The sequence below is a fragment of the Microbulbifer sp. S227A genome (assembly GCF_049800935.1).
In genome coordinates, this window is sequence record NZ_JBNAFZ010000007.1 from 192,225 (window position 1) to 208,263 (window position 16,039).

At 58.6% G+C, this 16,039-nt stretch carries 13 protein-coding genes and 2 tRNA genes; 6 read left to right on the top strand and 9 right to left on the bottom strand.

All coding sequences use genetic code 11. The features are described 5' to 3' along the window. Positions 1 to 2: 2 nt before the first annotated feature. From ACP15R_RS17355 to ACP15R_RS17365, 3 genes are all read right to left on the bottom strand, one after another. Positions 3 to 746: a CPBP family intramembrane glutamic endopeptidase gene (locus tag ACP15R_RS17355; protein ID WP_224867836.1), complete on the bottom strand. Its 744-nt coding sequence runs from the start codon at positions 744 to 746 to the stop codon at positions 3 to 5. A gap of 75 nt (positions 747 to 821) precedes the next feature. After that, positions 822 to 1,100, bottom strand: a complete 279-nt coding sequence (locus tag ACP15R_RS17360) for a hypothetical protein (protein WP_424987584.1) — start codon at positions 1,098 to 1,100, stop codon at positions 822 to 824. A gap of 26 nt (positions 1,101 to 1,126) precedes the next feature. Then, positions 1,127 to 2,224: an AI-2E family transporter gene (locus ACP15R_RS17365; RefSeq protein WP_224867832.1), complete on the bottom strand. Its 1,098-nt coding sequence runs from the start codon at positions 2,222 to 2,224 to the stop codon at positions 1,127 to 1,129. Positions 2,225 to 2,467: 243 nt separating this feature from the next. Here ACP15R_RS17365 and ACP15R_RS17370 point away from each other — a divergent pair, with 243 nt between their 5' ends. From ACP15R_RS17370 to ACP15R_RS17385, 4 genes are all read left to right on the top strand, one after another. Continuing rightward, on the top strand, positions 2,468 to 4,015 hold the full coding sequence (locus ACP15R_RS17370) for a tetratricopeptide repeat protein (RefSeq protein ID WP_224867830.1): 1,548 nt from the start codon (positions 2,468 to 2,470) through the stop codon (positions 4,013 to 4,015). Positions 4,016 to 4,118: 103 nt separating this feature from the next. After that, positions 4,119 to 7,391, top strand: a complete 3,273-nt coding sequence (locus tag ACP15R_RS17375) for a S8 family serine peptidase (RefSeq protein ID WP_424987585.1) — start codon at positions 4,119 to 4,121, stop codon at positions 7,389 to 7,391. Positions 7,392 to 7,773: 382 nt separating this feature from the next. After that, entirely contained in the window at positions 7,774 to 8,670 is an 897-nt protein-coding gene (locus ACP15R_RS17380) for a hypothetical protein (RefSeq protein ID WP_224867826.1), read from the top strand. A gap of 64 nt (positions 8,671 to 8,734) precedes the next feature. Further along, a complete protein-coding gene (locus ACP15R_RS17385; RefSeq protein WP_224867824.1) occupies positions 8,735 to 9,901 on the top strand; it encodes a hypothetical protein in 1,167 nt (388 codons plus the stop codon). A gap of 180 nt (positions 9,902 to 10,081) precedes the next feature. Here ACP15R_RS17385 and ACP15R_RS17390 read toward each other — a convergent pair whose 3' ends face one another. Further along, entirely contained in the window at positions 10,082 to 10,510 is a 429-nt protein-coding gene (locus ACP15R_RS17390) for a DUF1810 domain-containing protein (RefSeq protein ID WP_224868664.1), read from the bottom strand. Positions 10,511 to 10,561: 51 nt separating this feature from the next. Between ACP15R_RS17390 and ACP15R_RS17395 the strand changes: the two genes are divergently transcribed. Next, positions 10,562 to 10,624: transfer RNA gene (locus ACP15R_RS17395), tRNA-OTHER, on the top strand. Positions 10,625 to 11,125: 501 nt separating this feature from the next. On the opposite strand, the gene ACP15R_RS17400 is transcribed toward ACP15R_RS17395, so the two are convergent. The 5 genes from ACP15R_RS17400 to ACP15R_RS17420 all read right to left on the bottom strand — a co-directional run bounded on the left by ACP15R_RS17400 (position 11,126) and on the right by ACP15R_RS17420 (position 14,643). Continuing rightward, positions 11,126 to 11,201 (bottom strand) — tRNA-Phe (locus tag ACP15R_RS17400). A gap of 110 nt (positions 11,202 to 11,311) precedes the next feature. Continuing rightward, positions 11,312 to 11,593 carry an oxidative damage protection protein gene (locus ACP15R_RS17405; RefSeq protein WP_010133137.1) on the bottom strand — a complete coding sequence of 94 codons (282 nt, stop codon included), beginning with the start codon at positions 11,591 to 11,593 and terminating at the stop codon, positions 11,312 to 11,314. A gap of 8 nt (positions 11,594 to 11,601) precedes the next feature. After that, positions 11,602 to 12,735 (bottom strand): A/G-specific adenine glycosylase, encoded by a 1,134-nt coding sequence (gene mutY / locus ACP15R_RS17410; protein ID WP_224867822.1) that lies wholly within the window; start codon positions 12,733 to 12,735, stop codon positions 11,602 to 11,604. An 84-nt stretch (positions 12,736 to 12,819) separates the two neighbouring features. Continuing rightward, positions 12,820 to 13,506: a hypothetical protein gene (locus ACP15R_RS17415; RefSeq protein ID WP_224867820.1), complete on the bottom strand. Its 687-nt coding sequence runs from the start codon at positions 13,504 to 13,506 to the stop codon at positions 12,820 to 12,822. Between the two features lie 54 nt (positions 13,507 to 13,560). Beyond that, positions 13,561 to 14,643, bottom strand: coding sequence for an MBL fold metallo-hydrolase (locus ACP15R_RS17420; protein WP_224867818.1), 1,083 nt, complete (start codon positions 14,641 to 14,643; stop codon positions 13,561 to 13,563). A 199-nt stretch (positions 14,644 to 14,842) separates the two neighbouring features. On the opposite strand from ACP15R_RS17420, the gene ACP15R_RS17425 reads away from it, so the two are divergent. Continuing rightward, positions 14,843 to 16,027 (top strand): glutathione S-transferase N-terminal domain-containing protein, encoded by a 1,185-nt coding sequence (locus tag ACP15R_RS17425; protein WP_224867817.1) that lies wholly within the window; start codon positions 14,843 to 14,845, stop codon positions 16,025 to 16,027. Positions 16,028 to 16,039 lie beyond the last annotated feature (12 nt).

Consider the following 16,039-nt stretch of genomic DNA (forward strand, 5'->3'; position numbering starts at 1 on the left):
CTTCAGGTCCAGAATTTTTTGTTGAGTATCAGGGGCAATGCAATCAACCATACTAGTCCTGTGTAGATTGTAAATGCCGTGCTATCGCCGGTAACCTCTGGGAGGAATGGCAGGGTGTTGAATGCCATGTTGGAAGACACGTGGGCCAGGATTACCAGATAGATGTTTTTGGTCCAGCGATACAGGAAGCAAATAAGAATGCTGGCGGGCACCAGCATTAACCCAAACAGCCAGAACGGCATTTGCTCCGGGGTGCCCATGCCAATGAGATACCCGGGGTAGTGCCACAGCAGCCATACCGCGGTTACGATCAGCGCGGCGGGCATAAAGCGGGTGCTTTTGCACAATCTGGCAAACGCGTAGCGCCGCCAACCGTACTCTTCGCCCGTCATCAGTATCAGTAGTAAGGGTAGTTTCCCCGGCATCAGGCTGAAGTCGGGCAACACCCATTCTCCCCGATCCAGCACGATGCTGATTATCATCAGGGTAAACGGCAGCAGCAGTGCCAGGCCCAATGCTAACGAACTGAAGCGGAATCCCTGCGGGTGCCCGAAGAGATCTTTCAGTCCCCGGGAACCTTTCTCATGCAGGCTGAAGCCGATGGCCAGCAGCAAGGGGCTGATAACCCCCAGCAAAACGACCGGGATTATATTGAGTCTTGCTCCAAGTTGCGTTGCCAGGGTGATGACGACCAGTGTGGAGGCCAGGTAAATAAAGGTGCGCTTTTGTGTATGTAGCAGCTGCATAATGGACTGTTCTTTGAGCCGTGAATTTAGGATTCACGCTAACGGAGCGAAAGTCACATTGGTAAGTGCCGCGGGTCATATGACCATATATCCGAAGCTATCTTTACAGGCTATTTCTTTACTGCGCGAAATGCGCTCCAGCAAGCTCACCAGCAACACCCAGCCAGTAAAGAACCGCAACTCCACCGCCATGCCAAACACCATGGCTTCCACGATGGCGCCCGCCCGTGCCGGGCTGAGAATACCGGCTGCGGGGATCACCGTGAGCCCAATGGCCAGCAGCACGGCAAAAATCGGTGACAGGTAGGGAATGCCCAGGTCAAAGCCATAACACAATGCCAGCGCGGTACTCACTGCCACCCGACAGCAGCGCCGCGCTGTCAGCGGGATGCGCTTTGGCCGCCACGCACCCACACCTTCAGTACCTGATAACCCAGGGCAAGAATCACCGCGCCCACAAACAGGCCGGTTAGCCCGGCGCTGATCATCCCGCCGATGGCGCCGAGCAAAATCACCGGCATGGGTACCGCCACCCCGCGCCCGAGCAGCAGGGGCTTGAGCACATTATCTGCCAGGCCCGCCAACACCAGGTACACGGTGAACACTACGCTGGCCAGGGTGGAAGCATCGGATTGCGACCACAGCCACACCAGCACCGGGATGACCACCAGAATTGCCGGGATCTGCGCAATCCCCAGAATCAGGGCCATCACCGCCAGCAGGCCCGCGCCGGGCACCCCGCACAGCAGAAAGCCAATCCCCAGCAGCAGCGCCTGAATAAAGGCCACCCCAATCACGCCGGAAGACACCGAGCGCACCGTCGCCACCGACAGCTCCAGCATTTGCGGGCCGTGCTCGGGCCCACACACGCGCGAGAAAATCTGCCGTGCTGTGGTGCGGTCGGGAGTGGCGTGGGCCAGCAAAATACCGGCCACGATAAACGCGGCGGTAAAGGCCAGCAGCGTGACAAGCGTACTGCCCAGCTTGGCCACTGCATCGCGTGACAGCGCCAGCAACTGGTCATGGTAGTGCTCGGCAAAGCGCGTGAAATTGGTCGAGGCGGTCTGCCAGGCGGCGTAAATCTGTTGGCCTATTAACGGCCAGTCCTCAACCGCTTTCGGTGGAGGCGGGATCACCTGCCGTCCCTCGGACAGGCTGTCGTGAAAGCCAATCACATGGTCAATGAATGCCATACCCAGCAGTACCGTTGGCACACCCAGCAGTATCAGCATCAACAGCACCAATAGCGTCGCGGCGCGGCCATTGGAGGTGCCAAGCCGCGCTGCCAGTTTCTGATTCAGCGGGTGCAGGGAAACCGCCAGTACCACCGCCCACACCATCATCATCAGAAAGGGCGCAAACGCATGCGCCGCCAGCCACATTAACAAAGCGGCCAGCGCCAGCCGTATCACAAGATCGACCAGTGACAGGGGTTCGGGTTGCTGGTTGCCAGGTAGATTGTTGTCGGGCGTTTCCATGAGCCAGAGTCCCTCTGTTCCGTGAGGCGGCAGGCCCGGTTTCTGTCACCCGGCTGCCCTCCGCGGGCTCTTATCGGCTAGGAATTATAGCAGTGGGGGGTGGCGCAAATTGGCCTGCAATACGCCAATAAGGGAGGATCCTTTCGCTCCGGGAATGCGCCCAGTATCCTAGAGCATGGTGTCTGCCCCCTCATATTGGGGCTATTCGAGCGAAAGAGGCTCTAAAGGAGCCGGGGGGCGGTTTTGCGGGAAAATAATAGTAATAAACTGCAAATTGGTGATTTCAGGGTCGATTTCGGCAAGTGGCAGGCGGAGTGTGGTGGCCAACCTGTTCCTCTGACCAACCAGAGTATGCAGGTATTGCGTGTGCTGGTGGATGCTTGGCCGGATACCGTTACCCAGCAGGCGCTGATTGATGCCATCTGGCCGGGCAAAGTGGTCACCGACCAGAGCGTGAAGCAGGCCGTAAAGCGGTTGCGAGAAGCACTCGGTGCGCCCGCCGGCAGCTACATCAAATCGGTGCGCGGCCGTGGCTATCGGCTGGATTGTGAGCCGCTGGCCGTCACCGCAGATACGCGCTGGCCCCGCCGTTACCTGGTAGTCGGTATGCTCGCCATAGCGCTCGCCACTGGGGGCGTCTGGCAGCTTGCACTGTGGACGCCCGCGCGCAGTGACCACGTCCAGTCATTCACCGCCTCCGCCGAAGCCTATCGTCTGTATCTGAGCGGCGTGGATTACTATCAGCGCTACCGTGAAAAAGATGCCCGCATCGCGGTCACACAATTCCAGAAAGCCATCGCCCTAGATCCAGAGTTTGCCCGCGCCTGGGCGGCCCTGAGTGATGCGCAGGCGATGCTCGGTGAGCTGGATAGTGCCATTGCGTCGGCGCAAACGGCCATTGCCATGGCCCCGGATGAGGGCGGCGGTCACAAGGCCCTGGGGCACGCCTACTCCATGAAAGGGTGGTTCCGCCGGGCCATTGATGCCTATGCGCACACCCTCGAAATTGACCCAAATAACCTGGCCGCCATCAGTAATACGGCCTTCCATTGGCAGGAACTCGGGCAGCTTGATCGCGCCATGCAGTGGAACCTGCGCGCACTGCGCCTCGATGCCAACAACGCCATTGTTTATCTGCATGTGGCCGAAACCTTCAAGGGCCTCGGCATGTTTGAGCAGGCGCGGGAGTGGTACGCCAAAGCGCGCAACCTGCGTCCGGATTACCCCCCCTTATACCATTCGCTCGCCTATTTTCTGATGCGCAATGGTGACATCGCCGGTGCCAACGAGATCATTACCGCGGCGCTTGCCCTCGCGCCAGACCATTCCAATATCGTGACAGCGGCGGGGGATATTGCGCTCCATCGCGGGGACTACGACCAGGCACTGGCGTTTTACCGCCAGGCCGCCCCCAATGCACAGGCCGGTAAAGCGGCGCACTACGCACTGCTGAGGGCTGGCCAAATTCTCTGGATGCAAGGCAACAAGGAAAACGCACAGGCAGCCCTGCAGCAGGCGCGCGAAATAGCGGAAGCGCTGATCGCCGAAGGGGATGAGTGGCCGGGAAATTATGTCGATATCGCCACGTGTTATGCGATTGAAAAAGATTTCACCCTGGCCCACGGTTGGCTGCTGCGCGCGCAGCAAGCGGGCTGGGTCGATTACCAACAGGTCTCACAGGACCCGGCCTTTGCCGAGGCGCGTGCATTACCGGAATTCGTCCGTCTGCAACAAGCGCTGGAAGCCAAGGTTGCCCAGATGCAAGCGCGTGTGCGCGAGCGCATGATGTAAGTGTTTATTCCGCGCGCAATCGCTACCCCATCACAAAATTTAGCCCTGTCACCAAAACGTCACCAACGGCTCACCACCCTGTAGCCAACCGCTGACGGCCACCATGGTAGAAAAAACCTGCAGTGAAAAACGCTGCGCGGAAGGCCTCAAAGCCACCGCCTTTTTTCAACCAACAGGTGAAGAAATGACCATTAAAAATAATATCGGCCGGAAAACCGGCGCGGGGCTAACGCGGGTGTTGGCGATTGCCGCCATGCTGCCAACACTACTGGCACCCACAGTGACACTCGCCGCCGACGCACCGAGCGAGGCCGAGCGTTACATCATTAAATTCCATGACGGAAGTAATCCGAAGCGTGCAGAGGCGCGCAAGGGGCCACCCTCCTTCGCGCAAAAACGTGCGCAGTTGGATGGCGCGGGCCCGCTGCAGCGCATCGAGAATCGCGGCCAGCTGCGCGCGGCTGGCGTGCGGGTCAAGCAAGACCTGCCGCAGCGTAATGCCATGGCGGCCATACTGTCCGCGCAGGAGCTGCGCGAGCTGAAGGGCAATCCCAATATCAAGCGCATTGAAGTGGACGAAAAGCGTTACATGCTGTCGCAATCCACCCCGTTCGGTATCGAAATGGTGGAAGCGCACCTGCTGAGTGACGCCGGTGCCACCAACCTGACCGCCTGTATTATCGATTCCGGGTTTGAATACGCCCACGAAGACCTATCGGCCAACAACGTCACCGGTGACAGCGACCCGGGCGGTGCCGGTGACTGGTTCACCGATGAGAACGGCCACGGCACCCACGTGGGTGGCACCATTGCAGCGGTCAACAATGACCGCGGTGTGGTGGGCGTGCTGCCAAATGGCAAACTGCGCCTGCACATCGTCAAGGTATTCAATGCAGAGGGCTGGGCTTATTCGTCCTCGTTGATCAATGCCATGGACAACTGTGTTACCGCCGGGGCCGCGGTGATCAATATGAGCCTGGGCGCAAACACCTATGTACAGACGGAAGCCGATGCCTTCCAGGCCGCCTACGATGCCGGTGTATTGCCAATTGCCGCTGCCGGTAACGATGGCAATACCGCCTATTCGTACCCCGCATCCTACCCCGCCGTCGTTTCTGTGGCGGCGATCGATGCCAACAAAAACCTGGCCAGCTTCTCCCAGCAAAATGACCAGGTAGAACTGGCCGGCCCCGGTGTCGCGGTGCGCTCCACCATGCCCATGGGCACAGGCTACTCCACCGCACTGTCGGTGGGCAGCACCGGCTACGACGCACTCGCCATGGACGGTTCCGCCAGTGGCCTCGCCAGCGGCAACCTGGTTGACTGCGGCCTCGCCGATGCCGTGTGTACCGGCGTGACCGATGCCGTCTGCCTCATCCAGCGCGGTGGTTCGACCTTTGCCAGCAAAATCCAGAACTGTGAAGCGGGCGGCGCCGTGGGTGCCATCATCTACAACAACGAGGCGGGCCCGCTGGCTGGCACCATCAGTGGAACCCCCACGCAGATCATCTCCGTAGGCGTCTCCGACACCGCAGGTGCCGGCTTACTGCAGCAGCTGGGTGAAACCGCAGAGCTGTCTATTGGCCAGAGCAACTACGGTGAGCTCAGTGGCACCTCTATGGCCACCCCGCATGTGGTCGGTGTGGCCGCACTGGTATGGAGCCACCACCAGAGCTGTGGTGCCGACGTCATTCGCTCCGCGCTCGCCGCCACCGCCGAAGACCTCGGTGCCGCCGGCCGCGACAATGGCTTTGGTTACGGCCTGGTCAAAGCCAAAGCGGCGGTCGACGCCATCAACGCCGACTGTAGCCTCAACGTGGAACCGCCACCCCCGCCCGGTGACGACGCTTACGTACTGGATAACGGCACCCCGCTGAGCGGCCTGGTAAGCACCACCTACGGCGAAGAGCGCCACTACAAAATTGACGTACCGGCCGGCGCCAGCAACCTGCGCATCCTCACCACCGGTGGTTCTGGCGACGTTGACCTTTACGTAAAAGTGGGCGCTAAAGCCAGCTTCGACGTGTGGGACTACCGCCCCTACCGCAACGGCAATGAAGAAGTCGTGGAAGTCGCCGCACCCGCCGCCGACACCTGGTACATCATGCTGCGCACCTACTCCGCCTACGATGGTGTAACACTGGCGGCCAGCTTCGATGGCAATGGCGGCCCACCTGCAAACATCGCGCCCAGTGCCGCGTTTGGCCAGAGCGTTGATGCGTTGTCGGTCACGTTTATCGATCAGAGCCAAGACGTAGATGGGACCATCACCGGCTGGCAGTGGGACTTTGGTGACGGCGCAGCCAGCACCGCGCAAAACCCCGCGCATACCTATGCCAGTGCCGGCGACTACAGCGTGACCCTCACCGTTACCGACGATGCGGGTGCCACCGATAGCAGCACCCAGACCGTCACCGTGAGCGACGCGCCGCCGCCAGTAAACCAGGCGCCCACCGCCGCGTTCGACTTCCTGGTAACCGGCCTGAGCGCCAGCTTCAGCAACGAAAGTAGCGATAGCGATGGCACGGTAACCGGCTGGCAGTGGCAGTTTGGCGACGGCGCAACTTCCGCCGCACAAAACCCCAGCCACACCTACACGGCCGCCGGCACCTACAGCGTGACCCTCACCGTCACCGATAACGACGGCGCCAGCAGCAGTGCCACGCAATCGGTTACCGTCGAAGCCACGGCACCCCCCGTAGGCAACACCCTGGAGAATGGCGTGGCCGTTGGCGGTATGAGCGGCGCCGCGGGCGAGGGCTTCCGCTTCACCTTTGAGGTGCCCGCCAATGCCACCAACGTCACCTTCGAGACCTTTGGCGGTACCGGCGATGTCGACCTGTATGTGAAGTTCGGCTCCGCACCGGGTAAATACGACTACGACGCCAAGTCCGTATTGTTTGGCAGTGCCGAAAGCATTAGCGAAGACAACACCCAGCCGGGCCAGTGGCACGTGTGGGTTGTGGGTTACTACGCATTTGTCGACGCCAGTGTAGTGGCCACCCACAACGGGGTGAGCGGTGGTGAAAACCCGGCCTTTTACATCAACGGCACCGACATGAACATTCCCGATGGCGACCCCAGCGGTATCACCAGTGTGATCAGCGTTGACCGCGAAGGCCCAACCGGCCTGGTGTCCGTCGCCGTGGATATCAAACACCCCTACCGGGGCGATATCGAACTGCGCCTGATTTCGCCATCAGGGAGTACTCATATACTGAAGGAGACCGGCTTCGACGGCGCCGACGACATCCTGGAAACCTACCAGGTGAATGTGGGTAATGAAGAATCGGCCGGCGACTGGCAGTTACAGGTGATCGACCTGTTTTCCGCAGACCAGGGTTACCTCGATTCCTGGTCACTGGAATTTTACTGATCGGTTGTACCTAATTGCGGTACCGTAACCAACAAAGCGGTGATCGTGACAGTACCGAAGTACTATCATGGTGACCGCGCCTAGCGGTGCCGCTTACCGCAGGTATCGAGCATGGAAGCGTGCTCGATACCCCGGCGGTGATGAGCGGTAAAAACGCATTAACATGAGTGCAGTAATCGATATGGTTTTCTGCGGTTTGCTTCGCGTAGCTGTAAGCTTTTCTTTGTAATTTCCTTTTCGTGCCGTCTTCCCCAAAAAATAAATAGAACAGCCGTTCCATTTAAAATACTGTAATCAAAAGTAATTTGTGTTTCTTTGAACGCGCTACTGAATAGCGTACAGTTACAAATATTAAAAACTCTGCACCAGAAATTTTCATCTCATGCTTAAACGCCTATTTGCTTCGCGCAAAAAGCCCTATGTCCCTGGACTCAATCAGCGGGAAAAAGTGGAAATCGACATTTCCGGAAGTCGGCTGACGATGCTGCTCCCCCCGCATAGCGACTCCGAAGGCTTCCGCCGGAAGCCGCCGCCGAAGAAAATTGATCTACATGATCCGGATAACTTCTATACGGATGAAGAATCCCCGGAGTGGCAGAGGAGTGGTAATGCCCGCTATAAGGGCGGAGTGGCTAACCGACACTGGGAGTTCTACGGTCCTTCTTGGCGATCGCGTCCCTACGGTTATATCGCATTCGGCATTGGAATTACTCGTGAAGACGCGATGCCGGAGGAGATGAGTTGTTTCAATCCTTCCCATTTTGAGCAGTTGATTGCACATAGTCTCTATTTTGGCGCTGGCGGCCCGACTAGCCCCGATTTACCTAGAACTAAAGGCCCCTTTAACACACGCCTGTGCCAAATGTCTGGCGCCACAGGATTTTACTTCGAGCGCCACCGAGATTTCGCCCATCGCACGCAAGAACCAGAGGCCTTTGAGCAGGCCTCTCACAGCTGCACACTGTTACTGCCATTGGAGCATCGATATAGCTTGGGGGTTGCATTTCGATACTTTGGCTATGGCCCTGCTAAAGATTCACTAGCGAATATGAATAAATTACGAGATTTGGTTCTCAATTCTGTACAGCTGGAACTCGGGTCTACTGCAAAAAATCAGCTGGCAGAAGCTCAGCTTAAGTGGCCAGGTTCTCGTGCCAGTGAAAGTCGTAAACCTATTAATTGGAAATACCCAAAATGGCGTAATGGGAAGTACCACAAGGGCGAGTCAAATATTGTGATCATTGAATCCGGCAGCCCGCCACCGCAATTTTCCCCATAAATCGAGCTCTGATTTAAGGCAGTACAAATTTATTTGGTAATAGATACATAACAAGGAATACGTTATGAGCCCATCCGTTGGATCACGGAAGATTCTAATTCCTCAGTTCGCCAATCCTAATAGTAGCCGAAATATTTATGTGTACTCAGATCACTTTGCTGACTGGGATGTAATTAAAAAATCCCATGAGCGTAACTACTATTTGGCTTCAATTTTGCGTGCAGTTTATAGCCTTAACTCATGCGCTGGTGGGCGTACAGGAAAACCAGCAAAGCTTATTCAGCCGGGCTTTGCCGTTCATTACCTAATTGATGAGCATGGTGACGTTACCCTTCTTCAATTAGAAGTCGATGAAAAACACCAGTTGCCAAGTGGTCAGCAGTCGAGTGGACTCTATCAAGTAAAATTTTCCGGTGATCACGGATTGGATGGGTGGGAAACGCAGGATTCTCCGAAAACTGCGATGCAACTAAAGCATCGCTGGAAAGAGGCTCATTACGCTGCCGTCGCCGGGAAATTTGATAGTAAAGAGCAGGCCGGGGGCAAATTAGTAGACCACATTCGCAACGCCTACTCAGGTGAACTGCGAGGCCACGATATCGATAGAGCGAATAAACACTATTCTCTTTATTGGCAAAACGGCGGTTACCGAAGTGACCGACAAAGTAATCAGCTAGCTTCCCTGATGCAACAGGCTATGGGGCAAAAGGCTCGTGTGCACTGGTTAGCGCATGGTGAAGGGGCTGGTACCTTTGTCCGTGCCATGAAGATACTAAAATCAGCCCCAAAGCTACACAATGCAGAGAATGACGGAAAAGTACGGGCTCGGCAGGTTGTCTATTTTTCCAATCCTCGGGGTGCGGATACCGCCAGCAATGAGTTAGAAGCGCTGTGTTCTCAAGTTGGAATTGATCTTGCCGGTATCAACCGAAATACGAATGATTTATGGGATAGAGAAACCAATGGTGCGCACTCAGAGAGGTTTTTGCCGCTTATAACCAAAATCGGCGTTGGCGGTTTTGTTGGAGCAGCAGGATTCGATACCCTTGCGAAAGGTCTCAGCCTGGCCGTACAGGCGACTGGCCCTGGGGGTATGATCGCAGCTGGGGTAGGTTGCTATATTCTGGGGAAGAGTGCTTGTAACGATATCAGCGGTCATGCCCGGAGCCTCAAGGCTATTTGCCAAAATACACTTGGCAAAGGTAACCAGAACTGGACCGCGGGCGTTTGAGTGGCGTTTCGTGATCGAAAGTCGCCGGTTCTGGAATGTGACAAGCTCGGCATGAGAAACATGCGGTAGATTTTGCCACTCGAAGCTGAATTCATTCAGTAGATGTAAAGCATGCTTTTCGGAATAGCCGAGGTGCGGTTTTTTATTAAGCCATTAAAAAGCGACGCAGGCCTTTTGGTGCTAATCACCGCACAGCAACTCTAGCGTTACCGTATCCAGCTCCCCACAGTAGTAACGCTGAAGCACCTGCATAAATTCACTCCTCTGTCCCGCCACCACCGTAAACAGCGTCATGCTGGATTTCAGTTTCATATCGTCCGGGCTGCCGAAAATCTGGTGGGCGCTGCGGCCTTTTACTGCCAGCAATGCAGCACAACATTCGCGCAGGCGGGTACCGAGAATTGGGTGGGCCAAATAGGCCTCTGCTTCATCGCGGCTTTTGATGGCGTAGTGGCGCGCGGTGGAGCTACGGCCGAGACCATCGATTTGCGGGAAGATGAACCACATCCAGTGGGTGTGTTTGTTGCCGGCGTGGATTTCGGCGAGGGCTTCGGGGTAGCAGGATGCTTGGGTGTCGAGGAAGCGTTGTAGGTTGTGTGGGTCGTTCATCGTGGGCACAGAGTTTCCTGAGTATTTTTTTAGTATAGGTGGGCCGCTATGGGGGCACTGGCTGCGCGCCTGCTTTGGGAGCAGGATGTCGGGGGTTCGAATCCCTCTGCCCCGAACAAATTGTAAGCTGGGATTCGAGCCCAAGGAGCTGTTACGCGCGACGGTTTTCAAGACCGTCGCTTTCGGTGAGGGTAGAGTAAGTGCCTTCTAAGGGTTTGTTTGCGGGTTCGAGTCCTGCAAAGCAATAATTATCGGTTGTCTGGATATCGAGTGCCCGCGATCTGAGATCCAAATGGCCAAACCTCTACAAACCTCTATAAGTAGCGCAGCTTGGTAGTGCACTTCGTTTGGGATGAAGGGGCGGGAAGAGTGAATCTTATGCCGGTAAGTCGGATGGAATCTAAGAAGCTTTTATTTGGGTTTGGCTGGGCAAGCAGGATTGGTGTTTGGGCGGAAGAATCGTAATAGCCTTTGGGCTATTACGACCCTGCGGGCTTCGCGCTGGCGCGCTCGTTGCTAATTGCTTTCGCAATTAGTCGAACCGCGGTGGTTCTCAGCCGCCCCTCGAAACCATACAAAAAAGGCCGCACCCTTTCGGGAGCGGCCTTTTTTGTATGGTGCCCAGAGGCGGAATCGAACCACCGACACGGGGATTTTCAATCCCCTGCTCTACCGACTGAGCTATCTGGGCAATGCTGTTTCGGGGTTGTCCCCGGCAGCGAGGCGCGTATTAAACCTGCTCTTCCGGGGGGAGTCAACCCCTTGATTGATAAATAGTTTTTTCGGTTTGTAAGTGGTTGCTTACTTGTCGCCGTCTTGCTCGGGAACGAAGCCTTCGGCGTCGTCGTAGTCTTCACCGGCGAAGAATTTGCCCATCTGTTCGGCCAGGTAGGCGCGGGAGGAGGGTTCCATCATGTTGAGGCGCTTTTCGTTGATCAGCATGGTCTGGTGGGCCATCCACTCGCCCCAGGCTTTCTTGGAGACGTTGTCGTAGATGTCCTGCCCCTTGGGGCCCGGGAAGGGCGGGTTGGGGAGGCCTTCGAGTTCTTCCTGGTATTTGCGGCAGAAGACGGTGCGAGACATGGTTTCTCCTAACAGGGTGCCAATAGTGGGGCGCGCATGGCCGTTAATTGTTTGACCAGCTTGGCGATGGGCGCCGGCAGGCCGAGATCCTGTCCGGATCGGGGCCGGTCGAGCTGGCGCAGTTTATACCAGCCGCTGGCTCCTTCCGCTACCTGATCGGGCTTGCGCGGCAGACTTATCCACACCGGGTGGATATCCAGGTGGAAGTGGCTGAAGGTGTGGCGCATGGGTGGCAGGGCCTGCAGCTCGCTGGCGTCCAGGTCCTGTGCCGCCAGCCATTCCTGCGCGCTGGCTTCACCGCCGTCGTCCTCTTCCAGCTGTGGCGGTATCCACAGGCCACCCCAGATGCCGCTGGCCGGGCGCTGTTCCAGGTATAGCTCGCCATCGTGCTCGATCAGCAACAGGGTAGTCTGGCGTACCGGCTTTTCCTTCTTGGGCTTCTTGCCCGGGTAATCGGTGGGGTTGCCCTGGGCGTGGGCCACGCAGTGCTTGGCAAACGGGCAGCGCTCGCAGGCGGGCTTGGAACGGGTGCACAGGGTGGCGCCCAGGTCCATCATCGCCTGGGTGTAGTCGCCGGTGCGCTTGGCCGGGGTGTACTGCTCGGCGATCTCCCACAGGCCCTTGGCCACGGCGGTCTGCCCGGGCCAGCCTTCTACCGCGTGCATACGCGCCAGTACCCGTTTGACGTTGCCGTCGAGAATCGCCGCTTCCAGCCCCATGCTGATACTGGCGATGGCACCGGCGGTGGAGCGGCCGATGCCGGGCAGTTCGGCGAGGGCCCCCACGCTGCGGGGGAATTCGCCATTGTGTTCGTTGACCACGGTCTGCGCGCACTTGTGCAGGTTGCGCGCGCGGGCGTAGTAGCCGAGGCCGCTCCAGTGGGCCAGCACCTGGTCCTGGCTGGCGGCGGCGAGGGCTTCCACGGTGGGGAAGGACTCCATAAACCGCTGGTAGTAGGGAATAACCGCCGCTACCTGAGTCTGCTGCAGCATGATCTCCGATACCCACACCCGGTAGGGGTTGATGTCCTGCTGCCACGGCAGGTCGTGACGGCCGTGCTGGTCGAACCACTTGAGCAGGGTGCGCTGGAACTGGCTGGGGGAGATGGTTGCGGGCTTCGCGGAGATGGGCTTGGTGGACATGCTCTCGGGGCCGTGGAATCGGCAAGTAGGAACCTCGGGTGCAGCGAGTGTACCAGAGGTCCTACAGAACGTTAGAGTAGGACGTCAGAAGAGTTCGATCCGTTTGCCCCGTGGTTTGGGTTGTTTGTGTTCATCCGGTAGGGTGCACAGGCGGTCCATGCGGGTGGTGCTGCCGTCGGCGTATTCCCACACCAGCTGTTCGCCGTCCATGTAGCGTTTGACCACGATCGGGCCCCAGCCAAACACGCGGAACTCCAGTACGCCGTTGTTCCAGGTGGTGCCGGCGGAGCTGCGGGCGCAGAATTCACGCTCGCCAGCGGTGAACAGCACCGAGCCCTCGGTATCGTTGGAGGTGAGGCCGCCGGTGCTGTTGGGGCCCAGGTCGTGAATGATGCCGGCAGAAGTGATTACCACCCGCTCGCCGCACTGCTCGACGCGCTCCACATGGCCCTTGTGGCCGCCTTCCACGCCGATCCACAAGCCGCGCAGGTCGTCTGCGCCTTCAGACAGCGGCTCGGTGCACTCGGTCAGGATCGGCAGCGGGAAGTGTTCGTAGGCGCAGCCGGGGGTGTTGCCCTTGGGAATGTCGGCGGCCATCTTGCCGCTGCTATCCAGATCCGGCAGCGCGCAGTAATTGAGGGTACTGCCATCGTCGGCGAGGGTGGCGGGGTCGATGGTCAGTGGTGGGCGGGCAGAGAAAAAAGCCAGCCAAAAAGCCCAGGCGAAAAACACCACCAGGGCCAGTGCGGTGCGGGTGAGCCATTTTTTCATGCGGGTTTCCTGTACGGCGGTTTATTGTTTGCAGCGAGCATCGGCCCGCGGGGTTCAAAGGCCTTCGGAGACCAGGCGGATTTCGTCACTGCCGGTGGGCAGGGAGAACAGGGTGCCGTCGCGGGTGACGGTCACCGGGCCGGAATAGATCTCGTCGAGACCGTCCAAAAATATCGCTTCCATGGCCGGCACCCGCAGTGGCGGCACCAGGTGGTACAGGGCCAGATGGCCAACGCCGGCGCGCCGGGCGCTCTCGGCGGCCTCGCGCGGGTCGCTATGATAGTCCTGAATGTCATACATCACCTTGGCGGCGATGGCGTTACCGGTTTGCTTGCCCACCTTTTCGATGATGCCTACCAGTTTGCGCGACAGCGCCTCGTGTAACAGCAGGTCTGCGCCCTTGGCGAAGTGCTCGAGGTTGGGGGACTGTACCGTATCGCCACTGATAACCACGCTGCGGCCGGCGTAGTCGAAGCGGTAGCCCACGGCCGGTTCCACCGGCGCGTGCTCGACGCGGAAGGCGGTGACGCGCAGGCCGTCGCGGTCCCACACAATTTCACCCACGCCATCTGCCGGTACCGCAAACGGTTGCGCCACCATGCCCTTGCCGGACAGCGGTGCCACGGTATCGCCGTGGTGGTCGTGGCGGTACTGCACGTCGTGTGAATACGCCAGGTTAAAACCCTGTACCACCGGCTCGACGCCTTCCGGGGCAATCACCGGCAGGGGGCTGGTGTTGGCGCTGCTGGCCCAGCGCAGGGTGGCCACTTCACCGAGGCCGTCGATATGGTCGGAATGGAAGTGGGTCAGCAGTACCGCATCGATTTCGCCAATGGGCAGGCGCATCATGCCGATGGTTTTGGCACCGCCGCTGCCCGCGTCCACCATCAGTAAATTGTCGCCCGCCATCACCAGCAGGCAGGGGCCGGAGCGCTGCGGGTCGGCCATGGGGCTGCCGGCGCCGCACACGGCTACATGCAGGCCGTCGCCAAGTTCGGCCAGGGCATCGGCGGCCATTATGCGCGGCAGCGCACGCTCCAGTAGCACGGGGGCAATGTGTGCACGCTGGCTGAATAAAACCACGGCGACGATGGCAACTGCTCCGAGTGCGAGGGTTACTTTTCTATTCAAATTCACAGCGCGACTCCAGTGTCTCTCTTGTGCGTCTCTTGTGTCTATCTTGTACGTCTCGGGCACTGCTGCAGTGCCGCTGCGCGATCGCTTTACCTTGTGTCATACTTTATGCCATTATTTGTTGTGAAGTAAAGATAACCAATAAAAGTCTTCGTGGGGTCCGCTTCCGGCCACACGTATTATTGCCAGACCGGAGTTGCCGATGACTACCTCTCTTAACGCGCCCTACACGATGTATGGGATTCCCGCCTCGCTGTATACCGCCAAGGTGCGCTGCTATATGCGCAAGCAGGGGATTGGCTTTACCGAGTGCGGCGTGAACCACCCGCAATACCAGCAGGCGATCGTGCCGCAGCTCGGCCGCATCATCATGCCGGTGGTGGAGAGTGCCGCGGGAGAGGTGATCCAGGACGGTACCGATATTATCGATTACTTCGAGCAGCAGGGTTTGTACCGCCAGTCGGCTTACCCCGATACACCGCTGCAACAGACGGTGGCGCACCTGTTTGAGTTGTTCGGTGGCGAGGGCCTGTTGCGCCCGGCGATGCACTACCGCTGGCATTTCGACGAAGAAAACCTGGCGTTTTTGAAAAACGAATTCTGTGCGGGCCTGGTACCACCGGGCACGGATGAGAAGGGGCGCACACAGTTGTTCGACTGGGCCAGCGGGCGCATGCGCAAGGCCGCGGTCGGCTTCGGCGCACCGGTGGAAGCGCGCGCACTGATCGAGCAGTCGTATGCGGAATTCCTGGCGCTGTTCTCCGAGCACCTGAGCACGGTGCCCTATTTGCTCGGTGGCCGCCCAACCCTAGGTGATTACGGCCTCACCGGCCCACTCTATGGGCATATGGCGCGCGACCCCAAACCGGCCGCGCTGATGCGCGAGACGGCGCCGCAGGTGGCGCGCTGGGTGGAGCGTATGCATGCGCCGGAACAGGTGGCTGTGGAGTACGCGGAAGAATATGTGGGAGAGAACGCTCAGCTATTCGCCGACGAAGCCATTCCCGAAACCCTGAAGGCGCTGATGCGCTTTGTGGCCGAGGAATATCTGCCCGAGCTGGCAGCGCATGTGGCATTTGCCAATCAGTGGCTGCGCGAACGCCCGGACTTGGAAGACGGTAGCAACGGCCTCGAAGATCCCACCGCGCGCATTATCGGCAAGGCAGTGTTCCAGTGGCGCGGCATATCGTTGAGCACCTGGGTGATGCCGTACCGTTTCTACCTTCTGCAGCGTATCCAGGACTGCTACGACGGGGCAGCGCCCAGCGAGCAGGAAAAAATTGCCGCGTTGTTTGCGGAGACCGGGCTGGAAGCAATGCTGGCCCTGCGTACCGACCGCCGTGTGGAACGCAAGGCGCACCTTGAAGTTTGGGGGCCGCTGCGCTGATCGGCACGGGTT